The following is a 25259-nucleotide window of genomic DNA, read 5'->3' as shown; positions in this document are numbered from 1 at the left end:
AGCACTCCGGGCATACCCTCAAGGAGGCAACAAACCATGGCAGTAACTCAAAACCATATTCAAGAGGCAGTAGCCTATATTAAAGACCAATGCACAGTAGCGCCGGAAATCGGACTGATTCTCGGCTCCGGACTCGGTGTGCTGGCAGATCTGATTACAGATGAAGTAGTTATTCCGTATAACGAAATTCCGCATTTTCCGGTATCGACGGTTGAAGGACACGAAGGCGAGCTGCTGATCGGCCTGATCGAAGGGCGCCGGGTAGTGATGATGAAGGGCCGCTTCCACATGTATGAAGGCTACGGTCCGGAAACAACGGCTTTCCCGGTACGGGTCATGAAGGAGCTGGGTGTAACTAGCCTGCTCGTGACCAACGCCGCCGGCGGTGTGAACAAGGACTATACCCCGGGCGATCTGATGCTGATTACCGACCATCTCAACCTGACCGGCCGCAATCCGCTGATCGGACCGAACGATAACGCGCTCGGCGTACGTTTCCCGGACATGTCGGCTGCTTACAGTCCTCGTCTGATCGCAGTAGCTAAGGAAGCTGCGGCAGCGCAGAATTTTGAGTTCAAGGAAGGCGTCTATGCCGGCCTGCTTGGTCCTAACTATGAAACACCTGCCGAGATTGTGATGCTGCGTGTTCTGGGCGCGGACGCTGTAGGGATGTCTACTGTTTCGGAGACCATTGTAGCCCGTCATGCAGGCCTTGAGGTGCTGGGCATCTCCTGTATTACCAACATGGCTGCCGGTATCCTGGACCAGCCGCTGAACCATGCCGAGGTTATGGAGACGGCAGAGCGTGTGCGCGAGCGCTTTTTGAAGCTGGTGCTGGCCTTTATCCCTAAGATGTAGGCTGAGCCGTTACCGGCGCATTCTGTTTTAGCTGTAAACTAAATCTACCGGGCTCGTAAGAGCCTTTATCCGTGGGGTGCAAATATAATGCGTGCAGTTGATCTGATTCAGAAAAAAAGAGACGGCGGTGAGCTGAGCCGTGAAGAAATTGCTTTCCTGATCCAGGGCTACAGCAAAGGTGAGATTCCGGATTACCAGATTTCCGCCTGGGCTATGGCTGTGTACTTCCGGGGAATGAACGCGCGGGAAACCGGCGATCTGACACTGGAGATGGCAATGTCCGGGGACCAGGTGGATCTTAGCCCGATCGCCGGTATTAAGGTGGACAAGCACTCCACCGGCGGCGTCGGCGACAAGACGACTGTGGTGCTTGCGCCGCTGGTGGCGGCAGCCGGAGTACCGGTCGCCAAAATGTCCGGCCGCGGGCTGGGACATACCGGCGGTACGCTCGACAAGCTGGAGTCGATCTCCGGCTTCTCGGTGGAGATGGGCCGTGAGCAATTCTTCGCTCAGGTCGGGGAGATCGGCGCGGCCGTTATCGGACAGTCCGGCAACATTACCCCGGCCGATAAGAAGCTGTATGCACTTCGTGACGTGACCGCGACGGTGGAATCCATTCCGCTGATCGCAAGCTCCGTCATGAGCAAAAAAATCGCCGCCGGTGCAGACGCCATCGTGCTTGACGTCAAAACCGGCAGCGGGGCCTTCATGAAAACGCTGGATGATTCAATCGCTCTGGCGCAGGCCATGGTCGATATCGGCACGCATCTCGGCCGCAACACAGTGGCCGTCATCAGTGATATGGACCAGCCGCTGGGCTTCGGCATCGGCAACGCGCTGGAGATCAAGGAAGGCATCGAGACGCTGAAGGGCCAGGGGCCGAAGGACCTGCAGGAGGTCTGCCTCATTCTGGGCAGCCAGATGCTGGTGCTGGGCGGTAAGGCTAAGGATGAAGCAGAGGCACGCTCAATTCTGCTGTCGCACATCGAGGACGGCAGCGCTCTTGAGAAGTTCAAGCAGATTGTATCCGCGCAGGGCGGGGATGTTACGCAGGTGGAAGCACCGGACACGCTGCCGTCGGCGGGCCGCTTCATCGAAGTGAAGGCTGCTTCGGCAGGCTACGTGGAGAGCATCCAGGCTGAGGAGATTGGCGTAGCTGCCATGCTGCTCGGTGCAGGCCGCGAAACCAAGGAATCGCAGATCGACCTGGCTGTCGGCATCCAGCTGTCCCTCAAGGTCGGTGATGCTGTAGCCGCTGGCGACACGCTGGCTGTGCTGCATGTGAACAATGCGGGCGAAAGCAAGGTGCAGGAAGCGGAAGCCAAGGTGCTGGAGGCTTACCGCATCTCTGCTGAGCCGGTTCCGCCGCAGCCGCTGGTGTTCGCACTGGTGACCAAGGACGGCGTTACACGGTACTAGGCTGAAATTTAAAACAAACGTACAGGATAACAATGATCCCGTACGTTCAGACTGCCGGGCGGCTGCCCGGCAGTTTTTTATTTTATTTTCGCAAAATCCACCTGATAGGCCGCCGCCAATTGCTGATCTTCATCCAGATAGATCAATTCGGCGGGTCTGCTGAAATCGATCCTGCTTGTATCGAAATAAGGGATCAGGATTTTGGAGTAGCCTGTGTGTCCGGCCACAGCACTGTCTTCATCAGCCCGTTCATCCTTTCCGGTGATGCTGTCAGGCTGCATTACAGTTGAACCCTGCTTCAGCGTTATGGTGACACGTTCAGTGAAACGGGCGTTATCTCCGGAAGCCTTTACGCTGAACCCCAGCTGCCCTAGGCCGGAAAATTGTTTATTGAGCTTTTTGGCCTCGCTGAGTGTATACTTTCGGCCTTGACTATAAGCATTGTGAGACATCATCGCAATATAGTAAAAGGGCGTATTCACGTTGACTGCCGGCTGCGGACCGGTCATCGAATTTTCGAGTATGGGGAGGCTTTGCCCGGAACGGAATTCCGTGATTGCCTCCGGCTCCTGTTGCCCGATTGCGATGGCTTCCTTCATCTGCCGTCCGGACAGATCAAATATTCTGTTGCGGATCTGCCGGTCAGCAGACCCTTGACCCTCCGCAGTTCGATAGTAGGATTGCGCAAAGGTCAATAAAGACGTGATAAGTGAAAGAATCATGATGGCCATTACCACTTTGTTTTTCACAATGCAGACACCTCAGCCTTCTCTTCCGCTGTTCAGCCAATTTTCCACAGCCTGCTGCATCCGGTAAGCTCCCCGGCTCTCGTTGCAAAGGACTACAGCGGTAGTTCCGCTGACCGGATAGTGGGCGGAGTGGAAGGATACCCCGGGATCATAGCCCATCACATGATATTTATACACACCGCCGTCACGCTTCGTAATCCACACGCCGTAGCCATAGTAATCGTCCTGATCTTCGTGAATATGCGGCGTCAGCAGCAGGGCGGTCATTTCAGGCCCCAGCAGCCTGTGCTGAAGCAGCCCCTCCCACAGCAGCAGCATATCCGGAGCGGTCACGAACGCGCCGCCGTCAGCGCCCCCTTTTACCGGAATGGAGTAGATATTCGTGGTCTGCGTGCCGTCCTCCTTCACAATGTAGCCCAGGGCCGTATTGCCGGGGAGAGCGTCCAGTGTAAAGTATCCTGAATGGTTCATTCCGCACTTTGCAAAAATCTGCTGCTCCACATAACCGGTAAAGGTTAATCCGCTAAGCTTCTCAATCAGCAGTCCGAGCATAATGTAACCGGCGTTATTGTAGTGGAACCTGGTGCCCGGCGGGGACAGCATCGGCAGTCCGCTGAACATCGGCACAAAATCCCGGGGCCCCCGCAGCAGATACATCGGCCGGGTTTTCCAGAGCTCCGCGAAATCCTCCATCGTCTCCTCATCAAAATAATCCGGAATACCGGAGCTGTGCGTCAGCAGCTGATGCACGGTGAAATCCGGACTGAACTGAGGGAAAACGGTCCGGTCCAGCACATCCAAGACCTTGTCTTCGAGCGAGAGCTTGCCCTGCTCAATGATCTGGCAGACAGCAATCGCAGTGAACAGCTTGCAGCCTGAGGCAATGCCGAAGCGTGTGTCAGTCCGGTTGGGGGTTATGTCTGCTTTATTGGCGTATCCGAACGCGCCGGTTATGGCGGTTTTGGTGGTATTTTTTACAAGAAAGGCTCCTGAGAATGCTGCAGCCTCCGCTTCGGATTTCATAGCGGCCTCCAGCTGTTGATGTTGCATGAAATGACCTCCAGACACCTGATTTATTAGGAAGGAATAATTGCTGTCCATATGCTTCTTAAGCTACCATATCACGGCTGTACCTGAAAAGGTATGCCGAGTTCTTGTATAAAACGTCTACGGCCGGTAAGAGAGCATACGCGTGACGTAAGGTTTATCTGCAAAGGACAAGAAACCGGCGATAGTTTTGGCAGGGCGGTACATTGTGGACATTTCGGCATTTAAGCTAGTATAAATTCTAACATTACTATCTTAGAGAATGACATCCGGGGAGGAATTGATATGGCACTTCAGCAAACGATTACGGTAATGAACATTATGGACAGCGCTTATGTAAACGGGGAGCAGGTCAAACAGCTTTTTTCTGCTTATCCGGGGATTGCCGTGGAGGTAAGAAAGGTGGAGGGTGAAAAGGGCAGCACCGAATTTGTCAAAATCACTGTTCCGGGCAGCAGCGGCAAGCTTGGCGGAGGCACTGCGCCTACATTCGGTATTGTCGGACGTCTTGGCGGAATCGGCGCCAGGCCCAGCCGGATTGGAATCGTCTCTGATGCTGACGGGGCGGTTGCGGCAGTTGCTGCGGCGCTCAAGCTGGCGGATATGCAGGCTAAGGGGGATGTTTTAAAAGGAGACGTGCTCATTACGACGCATATTTGCCCGGATGCTCCGACGCTGCCGCATGAGCCGGTGGATTTCATGGATTCTCCGGTGGATATTCTGCAGATGAACGAGCATGAGGTGCTGCCAGAGATGGAAGCGGTCCTGTCAATCGACACAACCAAGGGCAACCGCGTGGTGAACCATAAAGGCATTGCTATCTCGCCTACTGTGAAGGAAGGCTACATTCTCCGGGTCAGCGAGGATCTGCTGCGGATCAAGGAGATGACGACCGGCCAATATCCGGTTACTTTCCCGGTGACGACCCAGGATATCACCCCTTACGGCAACGGCCTGTACCATATCAATTCGATCCTGCAGCCTGCGGTTGCCACATCGGCACCGGTTGTCGGCCTGGCCATTACAGCCCAATCTATGGTTCCGGGCTGCGGCACCGGGGCAAGCCATGAGGTGGATATTGCCCAGGCGGTTCGTTTTGCGATTGAAACGGCCAAAGAGGTGACGCAGGGAACCTGCTCCTTCTATAACGAAGAGGAGTTCGCACGGATTATGGAGCTGTACGGCCCGATGAATGTCCTGCAGACGCTGGGCAAGCCGGCAATGGCATCTATTTAACATTATAGGAGACGGTGGCGCTGAAGCGGTTCAGCGCCATTTGTATATTATAGTGCGGACACCGGCACAGAGCGGAAACAATCACAGAAAACGACAGGAGGGAACAGCTTGAAGCAAATCGGCTTGATCACGATCGGACAGGCGCCGAGGTCTGATGTGGCCCCGATAATCGAACAATATCTGAAGGGGCAGGCAGAGCTGGTGCAGGCAGGTGTGCTGGACGGCTATACCGCTGAGCAGGTTGGTAAGCTTTTTAGCCCGCAGGCCGGGGAGTACGTGCTTACTACCCGCATGGCGGACGGCTCGGCGGCAGTGATTTCACGGGAACGGATCGTATCGGTGCTGCAGGGGAAGATTGATGCCATGGAGGGCGCGGGAATCACTACGATTCTGCTGGCCTGTACCGGTGTATTCCCCGGACTGCACGCAGCCCGGGCCCATTTAATAGAGCCGGACCGGATCATTCCACCTGTTGTGCGGGCTATGCTGGGCGGACGCCGGCTGGGGCTAATCGGCCCGCTGCCGGAGCAGGAGGAGAGCATGAGAGTTAAATTCGCTGCTTCGGGCGGAAGCATTCCCTTTGCCGCGGCTTCCCCGTATACGGGAACGGAAAAGGATTTCCGTGCTGCTGCGGAGCGGCTGCGGGGCGAGGCAGATGTCATAGTACTTGACTGTATGGGCTATGTGGAGCAGCATAGACAGTGGGCAGCCTCCGCAGGCGTGCCCGCAGTACTGTCGAATGCCCTGATGGGCAAGCTGATAGCAGAAATGGTGTAATCAGGAGGAACTTAAGATGAGTGAAGCAAGAATAGTAATCAGCATGAATGTCCTGAAGGATTGTCTGGGGCTCGGCAGCGGCGAGCTGCTGGCAGTTGTAGCCGATGATGACAAGCGTGAGCTTGCCGAATCCGTCTACGAGGCAGGCAAGCGGCTCGGAGCCGAATCGATGCTGCTGATCATGCAGCCGCGCAGCAGATCCGGTGAAGAGCCGCCTGCTCCGGTTGCCGAAGCGATGGCTAAGGCGGATGTGGCGGTATGCATTACGACACATTCGATGACACATACGGCGGCCCGCAAGCAGGCTGCTGCTGCAGGAACCCGGGTGGCGACCATGCCGGGGATGACTGATGATATGTTCAGCCACGGGGCGATTACCGCCGACTACGGCCAGGTCAAGGAGCTGACTGAGCAGGTAGCTGGGCTGCTGTCCGCAGGCCGTGAGGTCCGGGTGGAGAAGGAGGGGCTCAGCCTCAGCTTCTCCATTGACGGCAGAGACGGTGTGCTGAGCACCGGATTATATTTGAATCCGGGCGAATCCGGCAACCTGCCATCCGGAGAAGCTTATATTGCGCCGCTGGAAGGCACTGCGGCAGGGCAGATCAAGGTGGACGGCTCCATCGCCGGAATCGGTGCACTGAACAGCCCGCTGGTGCTGACCGTTGAGCAGGGCCGTCTGACTGCGGCCGAAGGCGACGGCGGGGACAAGCTGCTGGAGATGCTTGGTGCAGGGGACGGGCGCCTGCTCGGGGAATTCGGCATCGGAACAAACAATAAGGCGAGAATTACCGGTGTGGTGCTGGAGGATGAGAAGGTCTACGGGACGATCCATGTAGCCTTTGGCAGCAATAATACCTTCGGGGGAACTGTTGCGGCGGGAGTCCACATTGATGCTGTGGTAATGAAGCCGGATGTTTATATTGACGGTAAGCTTATAATGCGTGCCGGAGAGCTTTTGTAGGCGGTGCTGCTGCATAGTGGATATGGTAGATCGCAGGTTCAGCGTGAACGTAAGTAGCAGAAAATACAGGCTGTGTGTATGTGCGGACGTGATCAGCTGAACAGACATGGTATGGATATGTGAACGTAAACAGCTGAAAGATGGACTGTTAGGATGCTTAAATGGCAGCATTGAAATAGATGGACTGTTGCAGTCTAATCAGGGGGGATAAGGATGCTTGGAATGATACGTGTGATTACGCTGGAGGACGAGCCGGCAGTCCGGCTGCACGGTGCGCTGGTTGAGCAACGGTTCGGCCTGCCGGTGCTCAGCCGCTGTATTCCGGATCAGCCCCGGGGTGTATACAATGAGGAGACGGAGGCAGAGTCGGTGCCGAAGATCATTGAGCTTGCCCGGCAGCTTGAAGCAGAGGGCTGTACAGCAATCGGCATCAGCTGTGCTGCTGACCCTGCGCTGCTGGAAGCAAGGGCAGCCGTTAAGGTTCCAGTATTTGGCGCTGGCTCCTGCGCTGCCCATCTTGCACTGACCTGCAGCAGCAGGATTGGCGTTCTGACGATCCTTACGGAGGTTCCGCCGTTCATCCGCAGTATTCTGGGTGATGCCTATATCGGCATGGACCGCCCGGACGGCGTAACGACGACGCTGGACCTCGGTACGCCAGCCGGGCGGGCCGGTGCCCTTGCCGGAGCAGCGCGGCTCGTCGAGCGCGGAGCCGATGCGCTGGTGCTGGCGTGTACCGGCTTCGCCACCATCGGGCTTGCCGCCGAGCTGGAGGAGAAGCTCGGCATCCGCGCATTCGACCCGATTCTGTCTCTCGGCGCAGCCGCGGCCTCTGCCGCATCCCTGCCGGACATTGTGCGGCGCTGATTGAGCCGTATTCATGTCTTGCTAAATAGTGCCTAATGCGTATCTAATGCGTGCATAGTGAGTGCCGGGGGAGTGCTAGTACGTGCTGAGTGCATGCCAAGTGTGTGCTGGGTGCGTGCTGGGTGTGTGCCGTGTGTGCGTGCCAAGTGTGTGCTGGGTGTGTGCCGTGTGTGCGTAGTGAGTAACAAATGTGTGTCGAATACGTGCCGAGTAAGTATACTAAGTGTGTGCTGAGTGCATACCTGGTGCGTGCGGAGTTAGTAGCAAGCGAATGCGGGTGCGTGCCGAATGCGTGCCAAGCGTTTGCTAAATGCATGCCTAATGCGTACCTAATGCGTACCTAATGCGTACCAAGTGGGTTCTGCGTGCATGCTCAATGCGAAGACCAAGAATACACGTTGTGTAAAGTATAGGAATGGTCTGGTGAAACACTCGCTATGTAAGCATATTGGCTGCTGATGCTTTAGCTCCGCAGCTTGTAGTTAAGCCGTCCCCCGGAATGATTGTCGGGGGACGCTTTTTTGTTGTCAGACAAATTTGAGTTTCTGTGTTGAGCAAGCTTGGAGAGCTATTAGAGTAACTTAACTTGCTATGGCGGGTGGAGGAGAACAGGACGTTGAAGCGGGGCAAAAGGTTAGGAGAGATAGCGCTGTGATCGTAATAATTAGCTTCCTGGGGTGAGGGGCAGGGCAGAACGGCCGGTTACTGAAAAGAATTGGGATATGAGGACTTCAAGTAACTATTAGCTTGTCCCACTCTGCTACCCGGGAGTTTCTTGGCGGCTTTAGCGTTAGTGGTAAAGCTACCGGTGACTCATTACCGCCGAAAAGGCCTAACCGGCTGAAATGAAAGGCAAAAATGCCTCTGAATCCGCGGAATAGCCTAGCCGGCCGAAGTGAAGGGCAAAAATGCCCTTGAATCTGCCGAAATAGCTTAGCCGGCCGAAATGAAGGGCAAAAATGCCCTTGAATCCGCCGAAAAGGCTTAGCCGGCTGAAATGAAGGGCAAAAATGCCCTTGAATCCGCCGAAATAGCCTGGCCGGCCAAAATGAAAGGCATAAATGCCCTTGAATCCGCCCAATGGCCCGCTCCGCGCCGCCGCTACGCCTTTACAGACGGAAAGTCTCTGCAATTTGCTATATTTTCCTGTGGTAAACGGCAGATGTCTGGTACACTAGCGTGACGAATTGCGCAATGGGCGCATGATGAATAGTGTGGCATATTTCAGGAAAAATCATGAAATACTGTAGACAGCAGAGGGAGGCAGAGGCGTTGAAGACACGTGGAATAACATTAAGAGAACTAATGCAGCTGTCCGTGCTCGGCAAGGCGAGGGTAGTGAGCGGTGAGCAGGGGCTGGACCGGGTGGTCCGGTTTGTAGACATCATGGAGGTTCCTGACCTGAAAGGCTGGATCAGCGAAGGGGTTATGCTGCTGACAACTGCCTACTCCATCCGTCATGACCCTTCGCTGCTGGCGGAGCTGATCTATACGCTGGATAATCTGGGCGCGGCGGCACTGGCGATTAAGCCGGCCCGGTTCCTGAAGGAGATTCCGCAAAGTGCAATTGATGCCAGCAATGATTGCGGTCTGCCGATTGTGGAGATTCCCCCGGAGATACCCTATACGGACATCACCCAGCCCGTAACGGAGCTGCTGCTCGGCAGACAGGCGATGCTGCTTCGCCGGGCGGAGGAGGTCTACCGCACTCTGACAACGATGGTACTGGAGAATAGCGGCATCCAGGCGGTAACCGACAATGTGGCAGAGTTTCTGAAGGCACCGGTGGCGCTGGTTGATCCGGAGCGGAAGATTATCGTCTCCTCCCCGGCAGATTATGAATGGCAGCAGGAGTCTGTGCCGCTGAACTGGAGTATCCATGTGGACCGGCGTACGGTAGCCAAGCTGCTGGTGGATAAGGAACGGCTGGATGACATGGAGGAAGTGGGGATTGAACAGGCCCGGCTGGTGTTCGCGCTTGAGCTGATGCGCCGAAAGGTCGCCGAGGATACGGAATTCCGGCTGCGCGGCAATTTCATCGATGAGCTGCTGACCCCGCCGCTGCCTACGCGCCATGAGGTGGAGCGTCGGGCAAGGCAGCTGGGTATGAACCCTGAGCACAAATGGGAGGTAGCAGTCATTGAGGGGGAGACGGCCCCCAGCGAGGAGACGGTGAACCGTCTGCTGGAACAGGAAGCGAAGAAACGCGGCGTCGCCCCCCATGCCGAGTACCGTTCCAGCAGAGCTGTGCTGTTCCTGCCGACGCAGGAGGGACGTAAGCTTACCGCCGCTGAAGATATACAGGAATCGTGGTCCAAGACGCTGGAGGGCTGGCTGCTTGACAAAAGCAACGGCCTCACCAATTACCGGACCGGCGTCGGCACCCCGGAATACCTGTGGGACATTTATACCAGCTACAACGAAGCGCGTAAGGCGCTGTCTGTCTCAAGACGGCTGGGGCAGGGCACGGGCAGCGTCACCCGCTACGAGGAGATGGAAGTGTATCACCTGCTCGAAGGGCTTGGCGGACCGGGCTTTGAGCGCCTGTTCGAGCGCAAGCTGGGCAAGCTGCTGCAGTATGACCAGGAGCATGACAGCAACATGCTGCTGACGTTCTATCATTATCTGGAGTGCCGGGGAAGTCTGATTGATACCGCCAACAGCTTGTACATACACCGCAATTCGGTTAAATACCGGCTGGAGCGGATCCGTGACATAACAGGGTTTGATCTGAATGATCCGCGTGAGCAGTTTGTCTGCCATTTGTGCCTGATCTACTACTATCTGCAGGAAAAATAGGCGGCGCTGGGATTTATATGGAATATGATGTTAGGAAAAGTGACGTTCTCGCGTTGCAGTAGTGCACAACCGACAAATGGTTGTGCTTTTTTTTAGTTAAACGGGACGTAGAGCAGGCGTTGAAATCTATGTAGAATTAGCACAACCACTAAAGATACATTGAAACAGCACAGTACCTGACATGGAACTTTGGTTCCGCCACAAAGATAAGGCTCAGAGCAGCATTGCGACTGATGCCGTAAGGGGGTTGATTCATTGTTTGCTTACACATTAAAAAGACTGGCACAGATGGTTCCGACCCTGCTCGGAATTATCGTCATCACCTTCATCCTTTCAAGAGTACTGCCTGGTGATCCTGCTATTATGCTGGCGGGGGAGCAAGCCCCGGATGAAATTGTGGACAAGATCCGCCAGGATATGGGGCTGGACAAGCCGCTGTATATTCAGTTCTTTTCCTACATCGGGCAGCTGCTCAAAGGGGATATCGGCTACGCATACCATACCGGGCATTCGGTAGCCAGCGATTTGGCCACACGTTTTCCGGCCACAATTGAACTGACACTGGCCAGCATACTGATCGCGATTCTGGTGGCTATCCCCGTCGGGATTGTAGCTGCTACCAAAAAGGAATCGGTTCTGGATCATATCTCCCGGGTGTTCTCACTGATCGGAGCCTGTGTGCCGATTTTCTGGCTGGGCCTCATGTTCATTTATATCTTTTATTCCATCCTCGGCTGGGCGCCGGCACCGATGGGCCGCATTAGCGGCGATCTCAACCCTCCAGTGCATCTGACGGGATTGTACGTGCTGGACAGTATCCTGTCCGGAGACATCATCGCTTTAAAAAGCAGTCTGGCCCACCTTCTGCTCCCGGCGATCTGCCTCAGCACCGGCACCATGGCCATTGTGGCCCGTATGACCCGCTCCAGCATGCTGGAGGTGGTGGATCAGGATTTTGTCCGCACTGCACGGGCCAAAGGCTTGCGTGAATCAGCTGTCGTGTACAAGCATGCACTGGTTAATGCGCTGATTCCTACATTAACTGTACTCGGACTGCAGTTCGGCTTTCTGATGGGGGGAGCGGTTATTACGGAGACGATCTTCTCCTGGCCGGGAATCGGCGGTTACGTTACGGATTCCATTCTGGCTGCGGATTATGCGCCGATCCAAGCGTTTACCCTGGTCAGTGCCGTGCTCTATTGTGCAATTAACCTGGCTGTCGATCTGATCTACGGCTTCATTGATCCACGGATCCGCTATGAATAGCACCGCTTGTGAGGAAGGAGGAGATTTACGTTGAGCACTGCAGCACATTCATCGCATTCATCGCATTCATCACAGGGTAAACCGGCGAAGCCGGCAGCTGCGGCCAAGCCCAGAACCTTATGGTCCCTGCTGCTGCGTAACCGGCTTGCCGCCATCGGGCTGACCTTTATTCTAATCTGGACGGTCATCGCCATTATCGCCCCGTGGATTGCCCCGCATGATCCTTATGCGACCAATATGGCGAACAAGCTTCAGGCGCCTTCGGCCAGCCACTGGTTCGGAACCGACAATTTCGGCCGGGATATTCTCAGCCGGGTGCTCTACGGAGCCAGAATCAGTATCTGGACCGGTCTGATTGCGGTCGGCATCTCCTTCGTAATCGGTGTGCCGCTCGGCGGAATTGCCGCTTACTATGGCGGCCGCACCGGTACCATTATTATGCGCCTGATGGACATCCTGCTGTCCTTCCCGTCGCTGGTCCTGTCCATGGCGATTGCCGCTTCGATCGGAGCCGGCCTGACCAGTGCGATGATTGCCGTCGGGATCGTCGGCATTCCGGAATTTGCCCGGCTGATGTTCGGGCAGACGGTCTCACTCCGCGAGAAGGAGTATATTGAAGCAAGCCGGGCAATCGGCGTGAAAAATACAGTCATCCTGTACCGCCACATTTTGCCGAATGCCCTTGCACCACTGATGGTGCAGGCAACGCTCGGGATGGGCTTTGCCATCCTGACAGCCTCCAGTCTCAGCTTTCTCGGGCTTGGCGTTAAGCCGCCGATAGCCGAGTGGGGCGCGATGATCTCCGAAGGCCGGGAATACATTATTTCCGGGCAATGGTGGCTGGTTACTTTTCCGGGACTGTCCATTGCCACTTCAATCTTAGGCTTTAACCTGCTCGGTGACGGCTTCCGAGATGTGCTTGACCCGCGGTTGCGTTCGGGCAAATAAAGCAGAGGAGGGGGCTAGGTCTCCTTCCTCCGCAGAATCCCGGTAAATATAGATCAGGGAAGCCCATGGCATGGTGCACTACCCGGCCGCCAGCGGCGTATGATCGCAAGCAGCACCCGTGTTATTTTGCAGGCAGGATATAGAAAAGGGAGGAACTACTGATGAAAAGATTCAAACTGATGTCCACGCTCGTCGCTTTTTCCATTATGCTCGCCGGCTGCGCAAGCAGCGCCAATCCTACGAATCCCGCTTCCACAGCGGCTACAGGGAACACAGGAACGGCTGCTGCTGTCAAAAGCAACCTGACGGTTGCCTATTCCGAAGGCGGCACTACGCTTGATCCGGCAGAAGCCAATGACCTTACCTCCGATACTCTCGTGCTTGCCGCATATGATCAGCTGGTCACCTACGGCATCAAAACCGAAGACGGCGCTAACATCGCCAACACCGAAGACATCCAGCCGATGCTGGCTGAGAGCTGGGAAGTATCGGATGACAATACTGTATACACATTCAAGCTGAAGCAGGGCGTGACGTTTCAAAGCGGTAATCCGGTGGATGCCGAGGCGGTTGCGTACTCTTTTGACCGTGTAGCGAACTCAAGCTCCGGCAGCTTCCTTTATGGAATGGCCGCAATTAAATCCGTAGCTGTAGTGGATGATTCCACCGTTGAAGTTACACTGACTAACGCCAATCATAATTTCCTGCAGATCATCGCCATGTACACCTTCTCCATTGTGGATCAAAAGACTGTAGAAGCACAGGGGGCCGACTACCTCAAGACCAATGCAGCAGGCTCCGGCCCGTTCACGCTTGAGAAATGGGACCCGGCAACAGAAGCGGTCTTTACCGCTAACGAGTCCTACTGGCAGGGTGCGCCAAGCCTCAGCAAGGTTACTATGAAGTTCACCAAGGAAGCCTCCAACCGTGTGCTGCTGCTCGATAAAGGTGATGTGGACATGGCGATCGAGATTCCTCCTAAGGACGTAGCTTCCCTCCAGAGCAACACGGACCTGACGGTCGCTTCCAATGCAAGCAACCGGATTCTGTTCTTCGCAATGAACAACAACGTGAAGCCTTTTGACAACGTAAAAGTCCGCCAGGCGATCAATTACGCCATCCCTTACGATGAGCTGCTGAGCGGCGTTATGTACGGACAAGCCAAGCAGATGAAAAGCTCTGTAGCGAGCAACACGCCGGGCTTCACCGATGCAGGCTTCGTCTACGAGCATAACCTTGATAAAGCAAAAGAGCTGCTGGCTGAAGCCGGATATGCTGACGGCTTTACCTTTGACTTCACGCTGGGCTCCGGCTTCGACGACTGGGAGGATGATGCGGTACTGATTCAGGCTGAGCTGGCCAAAATCGGTGTAACGATGAACATCAACAAGCTGGCCCGTGCCCAGTTCCTGGAGCAGCAGAAAACAAATAACCTGACCTCTTACATCTCGAAATGGACATCGTTTGTTAATGACCCTGGCTACCACCTCGGCTTCCTGCTCTATGGCAAAGGCTCTTCTAACTACATCAACTACAGTAATGCAGAAGTAGACAAGCTGTGGGAAGAAGCAAACGTTGAGACAGATGCTGCCAAACGGACAACGCTCTACGAGCAGGCACAGGAGATTATTACAACCGAAGCGCCTTGGGCGTACCTGTACGAATATAACCGCATTGTCGGCATGAGCAATAAGATCAGCGGCTATGCGTTCTATCCGGATGAAGTAATCCGCTTCTACCCGCTGTCGTTTGAACAATAAGAAGGTTGGCTGAAACGGTACCGTCCTATAAAGGGCGGTACAGCCGTTTCTGCTTGCTCAATTTCACAAATTCATATAATCCTCCCTGGCCCCGAGTGTCAGCAAGGAGGACCTAAAGGAGCGCAACAGGCAATGACAGACTGGAAAAGCAAGATACTGCAGGCGATTGACGATGAGCAGGACCAGCTACTGGAGCTGTGCTCACAGCTAATCCGTTTTCCTTCGGAGAACCCGCCGGGCGATTCGCGCGACATCAGTGCTTTTATTATCAGCTATTTAAAAGAGGCCGGGATCGACACGAGCATTCATCCGGCGACCGATACGATGCTTAATCTCGTTTCTACTCTGAGTTCGGGAGCAGATGAGCCGTCCGGCAAAAATCTCATTTTCTGCGGCCACACCGACGTTGTTCCTGCCGGTGACCGCTCCCGCTGGGAGTTTGATCCGTTCTGCGGCGATATTGTTGACGGTTATCTGCTCGGCAGAGGCGCTTCCGATATGAAGGCCGGGCTAGCCGGACTGATCTACGCAACAACCCTGCTGGCCAAGCTGGGTGTTCCGCTAAAAGGCGACCTGTCACTGCTGATCGTGCCGGACGAGGAAACAGGCGGCCATCTGGGTGTGCCGTGGGTGCTGGAGCGCGGGCTGATCTCTGGAACGGCAGCGGTTATCGCCGAGCCGTCCGGTCCGCTGAATCCGACTATCGGGCAGAAGGGCAGCTGCTGGTTCGAATTCACTGTTGAAGGCACGCCGGGCCACGGCAGCCTGTCACCGGTCGTCGGGGATAGCGCGATCGTTAAGGCTGCCAAAGGAATCGAGGCGCTGCAGCGCCTGTGGGACATCAAGCCGGATATTCCGGAGGAAGTCAAGGAGATCATCCGCATCTCGCAGGACTATGTGAAGCAGCGCGAAGAATACGGTGAAGTTGCTTACCAGGTGTTCGATCATGTAACAGTGAACATCGGGACGATTCAGGGCGGAACCAAAGTGAACGTTGTGGCGGACCGCTGCACGATCCAAGTCGATTCCCGAGTACCGTTCGGTGTAGATTACCGTGATGTGCTGGACCGTGCCCGGTCCCTGCTGCTTGAAGCTGGCATTGAATCCGAGGTAAAAGGCTTCGGCTTCCAGGGCAACGCCAACTGGACAGCTCCCGAGGAGCCGGTTGTCAGCGATCTGGTACAGAGCATCTGCGAAGTCAGCGGAGAGGAAGCCTACGGTGTACTGCAATGGGCTTCAAGCGATGCGCGTCATTTCCGGACCCATAACATTCCCGTGCTGCAATACGGACCGGCCGAGCTGTCAACCATCCATAACTTCAATGAAAAAGCGCCGGTCTGGCAGATCATCCAGTGCGCCAAAGTCTATGCGCTCACTGCTCTTAAATATCTGGGTGTGGAAGAAAGCGAATAATGAGCGTATAGATTGAACTTAAAAATTTAAATTAAGGGAAAAGTGGCGGAGGGGAATTTTGGAACTGGAGGAGCGTGAGCGACCGCCTTTGTCTGCGGATTTCAACCGCGAACAGCGGATTAAATCAGGAAATCTGCAGACAACAGCGGCCGGAAGTCCAAACATTCTCTGGAGTCACGGCAATCCCAAAACATAAAGACATCAGTTTAATCTATACGGAATTTTATTATAAGCAAGATACAGAAATAAAGGAGGGGCAATCATGGCAGAACTGCTGGAAGTATCAGGGCTATGCACCGAGTTCAAAACAGCGGCAGGTACAATCCGCGCGGTGGACGGCATCAGTCTGTCAGTGCGCAAGGGGGAGACGCTTGGCATTGTAGGTGAATCCGGCTGCGGAAAAAGCATTACCTCGCTGTCGATCATGCAGCTCCTGCCTAAGCGGATCAGCCGGATCGCCTCCGGCCAGATCCGTTTTGAGGGTAAGGATATGCTGGAGATGCCCGCAAAAGAGGTGCGTAATATCCGCGGTAACCGGATTGCGATGATTTTTCAGGAGCCGATGACCTCACTCAATCCGGTATTCAAGATCGGCCGGCAAATTTCTGAATCGGCCCGCTACCATCTGAAGCTGGGCAGAAAAGAAGCGAACGAACGGGCAATTGAAATGCTGCGCAAGGTCGGTATTCCCCGTCCGGAAAAGATTGCCGAGCAGTATGCCCACCAGCTCTCCGGCGGGATGCGCCAGCGCGTGATGATCGCGATGGCAATGGTCTGTAATCCCCAGCTGCTGATCGCCGATGAGCCGACGACGGCGCTCGACGTAACGATTCAGGCGCAGATTCTCGATCTGATGCGCGAGCTGCAGGAGAAGGAAGGCATGTCCATCCTGATGATCACCCATGACCTCGGCGTCGTTGCCGAGATGTGCGACCGGGTTGTCATTATGTATGCCGGCCAGATCGTTGAAGAGACAGATGTCGCCACCTTGTACAATACGCCGCTGCATCCGTATACCCGGGGGCTGCTGGCTTCGCTGCCCCAGCTTGCCGGAGACAGCGACCGCCTGACCTCGATTCCCGGCCAGGTGCCGAATCCGGCTAATCTGCCGGCGGGCTGCCGGTTTGCGCCGCGCTGTCCGGTTGCGGTTGAGCGCTGCCTGACGGAACGCCCGGAGCTGGTCGAAATCCAGCCTGGCCATACCTGCAGGTGTCTTTTGCAGGAGGAGGGAGTCATATGAGCACATTACTTGAGGTCCGCAATCTGAAAAAGCATTACCCGATTCGCAAAGGCTTCTTCTCGAAGCAGGTCGGCGCTGTCAAAGCGGTGGACGGGATCACTTTATCCGTCGAGCAGGGTGAAACGCTGGCTGTTGTCGGCGAGTCCGGCTGCGGCAAGTCTACGACCGGCCGGGCCATCCTGCGGCTGATTGAACCGACTGAAGGCGAGATTATGTTTAACGGTACGGATGTGCGCAGCCTGAACACGGAGCAGCTGCGCCGCTTCCGGACTGATATGCAAATGGTATTCCAGGACCCTTATGCTTCGCTTGACCCGCGCTGGACTGTCCAGCGTATCCTGGAGGAGCCGCTGCGGACCCATGGCTCCGCGTCCTCCTCCGGCGAGCTGAAAAGCCGCGTCGAGCAGCTGATGGAGGTGGTGGGCCTGTCCCCCTATCAGGCCCACCGCTTTCCCCATGAATTTTCCGGCGGCCAGCGGCAGCGGATCGGGATTGCCCGGGCGCTTGCGCTGAATCCGAAATTCATTGTCTGCGACGAGCCGGTATCGGCGCTGGATGTATCCATCCAGGCCCAGGTGCTGAATCTGATGCAGGATTTGCAGGAGCAGTACGGCCTTACCTATATGTTCATTTCCCATGACCTGTCGGTCGTGAAATTTATCAGCGACCGCGTGGCCGTAATGTATCTTGGCCGGGTTGTCGAGCTGGCCCCGACCAGGGAGCTGTTCGCGAAGCCGCTGCATCCGTACACGCAAGCGCTGATGTCCGCTGTCCCTGTGCCGAATCCGGGCCAGAAAGAGCAGCGGATCGTCCTGACCGGCGACGTGCCGAACCCTGAGACACCGCCAAGCGGCTGCGCCTTCCATCCTCGCTGTCCGTATGCCATGGACAGATGCAAGTCCGAGGCACCGGCGCTGCGTGCGCTGGACACGGGCCATCAGGTGTCCTGCCATTTATATTAAAGCGGCTATGATATACAGCTGGCCCGCATCAAAGAGAGCAGCTTTTCTCCCCGTTCAGGGGAGAAGGCTGCTTTTGTCTTTTGACAGCAAGATAGTATAACAAACTTCGATAAAAGCAATATATTAAAAGATTTGTTGTCATATGTTGAGGTATAGTTAACCCACAGAAAGCAGGCAGCTAACCGTGCAGCCTGCACATAGGAGGTTGATATATTTGAACACAGTCCATTTAACAGATAACCGTCTGGAGCTGTTCACAGGCAGCAAGCCGGTACATATCTACGTGTCTGAACAGGAAAATAGCGCCGTGCAAATCGCCGCAGCTAATCTGATTACAGACATCGGCCGGGTCTTCGGCTGTAAGGCTGTCCTTTCCGGCGAGGTTCATGAATGCGCCATCATTATTGCAACACTGGAGCAGGACGGGCAGATTCCTGCTGCTGTGCAGAATCCTGAGCTGTCCTTGGCGCTGTTAAAGGAAGAAGCAGGGGCTTTGCGCTGGGAAGCTTTTCTCCAGCAGGCCGCAGAAGGCGTGTTCTACATTGTAGGAACCGACCGCCGGGGAACGATCTTTGGCATCTATGATCTGTGCGAGGCAATTGGTGTATCCCCTTGGCATTACTGGGGTGATGTCCCGGTTAAGACTAAGAGCTCGTATAATGTGCCTGCAGATTTTAGCAAGGCTGACTGGCCTTCTGTGCAGTACCGGGGCATTTTCCTCAACGATGAAGAGGAGCTGGAGGACTGGGCCAGGCTGCATACACCGGACGGGACGATCGGGCCGGTGGCCTACAGCCATATCTTCGAGCTGCTGCTCCGCCTGAAGGCGAACTACATCTGGCCGGCGATGCACGTCAATTATTTTAACGGCAATCCGGAGAATGGTGCGCTGGCGGAGCGGATGGGTGTTGTTGTCGGCACCTCCCACTGTGACATGCTGCTGCGCAGCAACCAGAATGAGTGGACGCCTTGGCTTGAAAGTAAGGGCTACACAGATGCCGAATACGATTATTCCATTGAAGGCCGTAACCGGGAGATTCTCCAGGAATACTGGCGGGAAAGCATCGAGCAGAACCGGAATTACGAGGTCTGCTTCACCATGGGGATGCGGGGCATACATGATTCGGGCTTCCATACCCGGGCTATCGATGAGGACGATTCCCTGAGCAAGGAGCAGAAGAAGGAGGCCAAGGTCAAGCTGCTCGGACAGGTGGTCCGTGATCAGCGGCAGCTGCTTTTAGAGGTGCTGGGTGAGGAAAAGGGGCTGGCGGCCCTGCAGACCTTCGTACCCTATAAAGAGGTATTGTCGCTGTATGACCAGGGGCTGGAGCTGCCGGAGGATCTGACCCTGATCTGGGCGAACGACAATTTCGGCCATATGCGCCGTTATCCTTCGGCAGCCGAACGCAGCCGCAGCGGCGGGAACGGGCTGTATTTCCATGGCTCCTACTGGGCCGCTCCGGGTACGGGGATGAGCTACCTGTTCATCAATTCCATCCCGCTCGCGCAGACGGGAAATGAGCTGAAGAAATCCTGGGAATCGGGCATCCGCAAAGTATGGGTGCTGAATGTCGGCGGCTTGAAGCCGGTGGAGCAGGACCTGGAGTATTTTGTACGGTACGGCTGGGAGGCGGGTAAAGCGGAAGGTATAACGAAGGACCCGCAGGCATTCACAGAGCATTGGATTAACTCCAACTTCTCCGGCGGACACGGAGCCGAGGCTGCAGAGCTGTATACAGCCTTTGCCCAGGCGACAAATGTACGCAAAATCGAGCATATGCAGCCCGGTGTATTCTCGCAGACTGCCTACGGGGATGAGGCAGGCCGCAGGCTGCTGCTGCTGGAGGACCTTTACAGACGGGGCAATGCCATTCTGCACAGTCTGCCGCAGAAGGAGCAGGCCGCCTTTTTCCAGCTGCTTCTGATGAAAATCCATGCCTCCTACTACACCAACCATGAGTTTTATTATGCCGACCGCAGTGTGCTGTCCTATGAACGCGGCAACATGCAGGCGGCAGACCGGTATTCGGAGCTTTCGGCGGAGATGCTGGACAATAAGCGGCGGATGCTGCATTTCTATGACCGTAAGCTGAGCGGCGGCAAATGGGAAGGCATGCTTACTCCCGAAAGCTTCCCGCCTCCGCCGACTGCGCTGTACCCGGTGCGGAAGCCGGCTCTGCAAATCTCGGGAAGCAGCCTGCGGACGGACCTCTGGAACGGGGAGGAGTCACTGCGCTTCTCGGTCTACGGCCGGCGGGAGAAGTGGATTGAGCTCGGCAACCAGGGAGCGGGCAGCATTCCTTATACGCTGGAGGTTCAGGAGGGGGCGGACTGGATCGGCTTATCCGAGACGGAAGGGACCCTGCAGACCGAGCAGCGGATTCTGGTTACGGTCCATGAGCCCGCGGCCCATGCCGGTAAAGGTGGTCTCATCGTTATCCGTGATCACAGAAACGGCGCTGTCAGCTCTATTAAGGTGGAGGTTGAAGGGGCTCCGGCCATTCCGGAGGGTTTCGCCGGATATATAGAAGCAGACGGATATGTGTCCATTCCGGCTGACGGCTATCATCACAGCTCCAGTTCAGCTGATCACGCCGGAGAGCTGCAGTCCGCCTGGTTACCGGTTCAGGGTCTGGCCAGATACGAGGGAACTGCAATAATGGCCTGGCATCCCGTAGGTCAGCCTCCGGAAGGAGCGCTGCAGGACAATGCATCCGTAGGGTATGACATTTACGTGGAGCAGGGCGGAGAATACGTTCTGGAAATTCACCGTTTCCTGACACTCAATTCAACAGGCAGAATCCGCTTCGGTGCAGGTATAGATGATGGAGAGCCGGTGCTGGTAGAGTCGGATACGAAAGATGAATGGAAGGGCAGCTGGCAGCAGAGCATTATGGATAACGGGGAAAAGCTGCTGGTGAAGCTGCCGTATATGGAGGCCGGGGCACATACGCTCAAGCTGTACACTGCTGATAATTATGTAACCCTCTCCAAGCTGGTGCTGTATACCGGTGAGAGAGTTGAATCTAATCTGGGTCCGGCAACCAGCGCTTCGGGCCAGCAGCAGGCTGCCGGCAACGGCGCGGAGAGTCCGCAGGTGGACTGGAAGGAAGTAGAGGCGCTGTGCAGCGGGTTTTACAGTACGCAGAAGGAAGAGGTGACGCTGCCGTCGGTCCTGTACACGGACAGAGCCTTTTTTGAGGAACGGTTTGATCTGATCTTCCAGAAGTGCAGTCCTCAACCTCAGACAAGACTGGGGGATGCGCGTTATGATAGGCTGTGGAAGCGTACGGATGAAAAGAATATTGTTGAAGCCTTCGGTTCAGGCAGCTTTACTGAGAAGGACGGTGTAATCGCCATTGAGGCCGAATACGCCCTTGCGGACTCGGAGCATGCATATCTGACGCCTGCCGCAGAGGATAACAGCCTGACCTGGAGCCACCTGCAGGCTGAAACGAACGGCAGAACCGGCTTCGCCATGCATGTAGCTGACGCCGGCTTAAAGTGGGAGGAGCCTGCTGCCGCACCAGGCATGCATTACCGGATCAGCGTCCATACTCCGGGCGTCTATCACGCATGGCTGCTGGTCAGACATCATAACTTCCGGTCCGATTCCTGCTACCTGGCACTTGACGGTGCTGTACAGCCGTTGACGGAGCAGTTCGGCGGCGGAGTGCTGCATACCTACAATACCGCTCAAGTGTATTACTGGTGCCATATCTCTGATCTGGAGATCAGCTCAGGTGAGCACACGCTGTCCATACTGGCCTGCGAATCCCAGCTCCGGGTAGACCGGATCTATCTCACCGCTGGAGATGAGCTTCCGCCGGTGGATGCACAGTGGCAGGATTCAGCCAGACAATAAAAGGCGTTACACTGCCTTTCGCTTCCGTACAGGAAGAATAGCTGAACAGCAGCGGCAGCCTGAGACTTAATAAGTCCGGCTGCCGCTGCTTCATTTTTTATAGAATTAAGGCTGGAGCGGAACTGTGACTTCAAGATCCTGCAGGTAAGTCCGTTCTCCCTGATTATGGATTCCGGGCAGCAGGTTGCCGTTACTGTCTTTCTTTTGCCCGACAATGCTGTGATCATCATTCTTAACGGTTAGCGTAAAGGGTTTAATGGTTACGGACTTTGTTGCAGCGGCAAATGGGGCATACAGCTCATTGACCTGATCTGATGACCCCGGTTTGCTGTTATAAAAGCCGAAGATGTTCGGGTCAAGAGAATTCCCCTGATCATCTACAAGCTCGTAATACACTTTGCTGGCGCTATATTCACCTGTTTGCTCATTAGAATGAGGGACCTCGCCCTGACTGTGTAAAATTAAACGCGTGGACACCGGGGTTACCAGCAGCTCATCGACTGTATAACTAAACGATCCATTCGACCTGGTAATGTCTGGTTTAACCGCTATTGCGTTATCAGTCAGCTTTACAGGTACGTTGAATTCAAAGATTTCATCCACCTGCTTCATCTTGGCCTGAATAGTGAGCGCAAATTCGTCAGGTAAATCGAGGCCATGTGTCAGCTCCGCGCGGTAAGTATTGTCATGATAAGGGACATCGCCTAACATCCCTTTGGTAAATTTGATTGGCTGTCCGTCTGCCAGGAATACCGGAGGTTCAATGATAGCCCCTAAACTTCGCTCGGCAAGGTCCAACCCGCCTTCATACTCCAGCAGGAGGGACAGCCGTGTACCGTCATAGAGCAGATTGGTCAGCTTCAGTGTATTTCCGCCGTGGGTAACACTTTTCTCAGGCTCTGATAATATCCCCCGGGCAATCGCCAGATCTACCGATTGCGGGCTTGTACCTTGATAAATAAGGCTGATGCCCGGAATTTTCTTCAGCGTTTCTGCCATTACCGGCGATACAAAACCTGCACCGATAGTACCTGCGCCAAGCACTACAGCCACGGACGCGGCAATTGCTGTTTTCTTAAGGAATCTGGATTTGGAATTTGAAGCTCTTGCGGTTGTTCTATTCATCTCGCTCTCCCCGATCTTATGCATAATGTAAGTGCTCAATTCCCGCTTGGGTACAACAGACTCGCGGATTCTTTGTTCAATAACATCCATTTCAGAATGGTTTGTTTGCTCCTGATATTGTCCCATGGACCCTCGCTCCTTTTTGGTCTGCGCGTTCTATCAGCTTTTTGCGCAGCCGTTCATATTTTTTGCGGACTGTAGCTGCCCCGATTCCCATAATCCCGCCAATCTCTTCAAAGGTGTATTGCTCTACAGCTTTTAGAAGCAGGATATGACGTTCCTCTATGGTTAGATAGATCAGCAGCTCCTGAGTAATCGAATCGGTTAATGGAACCTGCTGCTGCCTCTGCTGCTCCTTGTAATGCTCAATCAGCCTGAGCCAGCGGCCCTTTTTATGCTTCAAATTCATTAAATGATGATAGGCCAGCTTGTAAATCCAGGCTGAAAAGGAAGTTCTGCTGCTATAGCGGTGAAGGTTTGCATAGGCACGGATAAAGATCTCCTGGACAGCATCTTCTGTTTCCGTATGATTCTTGAGAATATAAAAACAGTAAGTATACATCTGCCGTTCAAACAGCTTAATAATAGTCTCGTAGGACTGCTTGTTACCTGCCTTCACAGCTTCTACAGCCTGCTCAATCATCAGCTTCCTTTCGTCCGCTTCCCCGGGGACGGTTAATTGCACGCTTTTCACCTCCTATGGTCTGATACCTATATAACAAGCCCAGAGCATCGTTTCGTGACATGATTTGTTTTACCGGCAGAGAATGAATGAGGGCACAGAACGTTTCATGCTTCCTATTGCTTAACGGACCGGACGTACATAGATTACAGGCAAAGGTATAGCTCCCGATTAGCCGTGTTAGCCCGGAAAGTGGGCCGAGGCGTGAAAATAACGGTAAAAGTCCCGTTGTTAGCCCGGAAAGTGAGCCAAGGCGTGAAAATAACGGTAAAAGTCCCGTTGTTACGGTGAGACCCCCTTATCCCGGAGTCCTCAGTATAAAACCGGTACTTGTCGTAGCTATGCTCTTTATTTCGCTTTTTTCCTCGGCCAGAAGAAGGCGGACCGGTCTTCTAGGCCCATGACCCACTCTGAAAATTCAACCGGTGGCATGTTGCGAAGGCTGGTGTGCATTCTCCGGTTGTTGTAGAAATCCATGTACCGGTCCACGGCTTCATAGGCCTCGTCGAACGTTTCGAATGCCTCTTTACGGAACAAATCCCGATCAATATTACTGTGGAACGATTCAATAAAAGCATTTAAATCCGGTGTTCGAGGCGGAATGCGTTCATGAGTCATTTCCCAGCTTTCACACATGTCACCAAACAGGTGGCTGACGAACTGTGGGCCGTTGTCGGTGCGGATCACCGGGCGTGCACTGTCCTGGGCGCAGTGCTGCTCCATGGCGCGTCCCAGCGTCTGGCAGGCGTGCTTGGCCTCACACGACGATCCGCGGTGGTAGCCGACGATGACACGGGTAAACACATCGATAATGCTCAGGACGAAGAAATGCCGGTCCCGGCCCGCCACGTACCCGTACTTAATGTCCATCTGCCAGAGCTGACCCGCTCCGGTAATAACCCGGTTCTCCGGCAGCTTCCGGGGATGCTTAAAGCGCTTGTGACGCTGGGGCTGCAGGATCTCCAGCGCCTGACACAGCCGGTAGCTTTTCTTGTGATTGAGCTTAAGGCTGTGCTGGTTCCATAAGCACTTGGCCAGGAGCTTGTACCCGTACACGTGCTCTTCTCCAGCGACCAGTTCCAGAAGCATTTCCTGGATCTGCCCGTCGCTAATCTTCTCTCCAGACTCGGTCAGGGAATAGCCGGGTACGGGTCTTCCGCGCCCCTGAGGTACGGCCTGGGCATCCTGTGACTTGCGTTTCTTACGGTCGTAATACGTAGACTCTGCTAGCCCCACGAGACGTAGTACCAACGCTGCTTTATTCCCCTGCTTAATGAACATATCG

General features: G+C 54.9%; 20 protein-coding genes. 14 read left to right on the top strand and 6 right to left on the bottom strand.

Features of this window, described 5'->3' with window-relative positions:
* Positions 1 to 36 precede the first annotated feature (36 nt).
* Together R70723_RS21185 and R70723_RS21180 are read left to right on the top strand one after the other, a co-directional pair.
* Positions 37 to 858 (top strand): purine-nucleoside phosphorylase, encoded by an 822-nt coding sequence (locus R70723_RS21185; RefSeq protein WP_039875153.1) that lies wholly within the window; start codon positions 37 to 39, stop codon positions 856 to 858.
* A gap of 87 nt (positions 859 to 945) precedes the next feature.
* Entirely contained in the window at positions 946 to 2277 is a 1332-nt protein-coding gene (locus R70723_RS21180; protein ID WP_039875151.1) for a pyrimidine-nucleoside phosphorylase, read from the top strand.
* Between the two features lie 77 nt (positions 2278 to 2354).
* Here the strand turns inward: R70723_RS21180 and R70723_RS21175 are convergent, their stop codons facing one another.
* A complete protein-coding gene (locus R70723_RS21175; RefSeq protein ID WP_039875148.1) occupies positions 2355 to 3026 on the bottom strand; it encodes a hypothetical protein in 672 nt (223 codons plus the stop codon).
* Positions 3027 to 3038: 12 nt separating this feature from the next.
* A complete protein-coding gene (locus tag R70723_RS21170; RefSeq protein WP_039875146.1) occupies positions 3039 to 4076 on the bottom strand; it encodes a serine hydrolase domain-containing protein in 1038 nt (345 codons plus the stop codon).
* Positions 4077 to 4358: 282 nt separating this feature from the next.
* Between R70723_RS21170 and R70723_RS21165 the strand changes: the two genes are divergently transcribed.
* The 4 genes from R70723_RS21165 to R70723_RS21150 all read left to right on the top strand — a co-directional run bounded on the left by R70723_RS21165 (position 4359) and on the right by R70723_RS21150 (position 7914).
* Positions 4359 to 5309: a DUF1177 domain-containing protein gene (locus tag R70723_RS21165; RefSeq protein WP_039875144.1), complete on the top strand. Its 951-nt coding sequence runs from the start codon at positions 4359 to 4361 to the stop codon at positions 5307 to 5309.
* Between the two features lie 108 nt (positions 5310 to 5417).
* Positions 5418 to 6086, top strand: a complete 669-nt coding sequence (locus tag R70723_RS21160) for an AroM family protein (RefSeq protein WP_039875142.1) — start codon at positions 5418 to 5420, stop codon at positions 6084 to 6086.
* A 16-nt stretch (positions 6087 to 6102) separates the two neighbouring features.
* The gene (locus R70723_RS21155) at positions 6103 to 7047 is read left to right on the top strand and encodes an aminopeptidase (protein ID WP_039875140.1); all 945 of its coding nucleotides are present in this window, start codon (positions 6103 to 6105) and stop codon (positions 7045 to 7047) included.
* Between the two features lie 213 nt (positions 7048 to 7260).
* On the top strand, positions 7261 to 7914 hold the full coding sequence (locus tag R70723_RS21150) for an aspartate/glutamate racemase family protein (RefSeq protein ID WP_039875138.1): 654 nt from the start codon (positions 7261 to 7263) through the stop codon (positions 7912 to 7914).
* A gap of 832 nt (positions 7915 to 8746) precedes the next feature.
* Here R70723_RS21150 and R70723_RS21145 read toward each other — a convergent pair.
* Positions 8747 to 8995: a hypothetical protein gene (locus R70723_RS21145; RefSeq protein ID WP_039875136.1), complete on the bottom strand. Its 249-nt coding sequence runs from the start codon at positions 8993 to 8995 to the stop codon at positions 8747 to 8749.
* A gap of 191 nt (positions 8996 to 9186) precedes the next feature.
* Here R70723_RS21145 and R70723_RS21140 point away from each other — a divergent pair, with 191 nt between their 5' ends.
* From R70723_RS21140 to R70723_RS21105, 8 genes are all read left to right on the top strand, one after another.
* Complete coding sequence (locus tag R70723_RS21140) at positions 9187 to 10713, top strand: PucR family transcriptional regulator (RefSeq protein ID WP_052421410.1); 1527 nt, start codon at positions 9187 to 9189, stop codon at positions 10711 to 10713.
* A gap of 255 nt (positions 10714 to 10968) precedes the next feature.
* The gene (locus tag R70723_RS21135; protein ID WP_179088098.1) at positions 10969 to 11979 is read left to right on the top strand and encodes an ABC transporter permease; all 1011 of its coding nucleotides are present in this window, start codon (positions 10969 to 10971) and stop codon (positions 11977 to 11979) included.
* A 30-nt stretch (positions 11980 to 12009) separates the two neighbouring features.
* Positions 12010 to 12927: an ABC transporter permease gene (locus tag R70723_RS21130; RefSeq protein ID WP_039875133.1), complete on the top strand. Its 918-nt coding sequence runs from the start codon at positions 12010 to 12012 to the stop codon at positions 12925 to 12927.
* A 161-nt stretch (positions 12928 to 13088) separates the two neighbouring features.
* A complete protein-coding gene (locus tag R70723_RS21125) occupies positions 13089 to 14687 on the top strand; it encodes an ABC transporter substrate-binding protein (RefSeq protein WP_179088097.1) in 1599 nt (532 codons plus the stop codon).
* Between the two features lie 132 nt (positions 14688 to 14819).
* Positions 14820 to 16100, top strand: a complete 1281-nt coding sequence (locus tag R70723_RS21120) for a M20 family metallopeptidase (protein WP_039875128.1) — start codon at positions 14820 to 14822, stop codon at positions 16098 to 16100.
* A gap of 262 nt (positions 16101 to 16362) precedes the next feature.
* Positions 16363 to 17340, top strand: a complete 978-nt coding sequence (locus R70723_RS21115) for an ABC transporter ATP-binding protein (RefSeq protein WP_039875126.1) — start codon at positions 16363 to 16365, stop codon at positions 17338 to 17340.
* Positions 17337 to 18302: an ABC transporter ATP-binding protein gene (locus tag R70723_RS21110; RefSeq protein WP_039875124.1), complete on the top strand. Its 966-nt coding sequence runs from the start codon at positions 17337 to 17339 to the stop codon at positions 18300 to 18302. The genes R70723_RS21115 and R70723_RS21110 overlap by 4 nt, the downstream gene beginning before the upstream one ends.
* A gap of 214 nt (positions 18303 to 18516) precedes the next feature.
* Positions 18517 to 22167, top strand: a complete 3651-nt coding sequence (locus R70723_RS21105) for a glycosyl hydrolase 115 family protein (protein WP_047171184.1) — start codon at positions 18517 to 18519, stop codon at positions 22165 to 22167.
* Positions 22168 to 22272: 105 nt separating this feature from the next.
* On the opposite strand, the gene R70723_RS21100 is transcribed toward R70723_RS21105, so the two are convergent.
* From R70723_RS21100 to R70723_RS21090, 3 genes are all read right to left on the bottom strand, one after another.
* Positions 22273 to 23418, bottom strand: coding sequence for a DUF4179 domain-containing protein (locus R70723_RS21100; RefSeq protein WP_039875122.1), 1146 nt, complete (start codon positions 23416 to 23418; stop codon positions 22273 to 22275).
* A complete protein-coding gene (locus tag R70723_RS21095) occupies positions 23384 to 23977 on the bottom strand; it encodes an RNA polymerase sigma factor (RefSeq protein ID WP_039875121.1) in 594 nt (197 codons plus the stop codon). Before R70723_RS21095 ends, R70723_RS21100 begins: the two co-directional genes overlap by 35 nt.
* A 345-nt stretch (positions 23978 to 24322) precedes the next feature.
* Entirely contained in the window at positions 24323 to 25255 is a 933-nt protein-coding gene (locus R70723_RS21090) for an IS3 family transposase (protein WP_052421140.1), read from the bottom strand.
* Between the last annotated feature and the right edge of the window lie 4 nt (positions 25256 to 25259).

Origin of the sequence: Paenibacillus sp. FSL R7-0273 (genome assembly GCF_000758625.1) — a bacterium.
Classification (GTDB): domain Bacteria; phylum Bacillota; class Bacilli; order Paenibacillales; family Paenibacillaceae; genus Paenibacillus_AQ.
The sequence above is the reverse complement of the archived record's forward strand: the minus strand, read 5'-3'. Positions and strand labels throughout refer to the sequence as shown.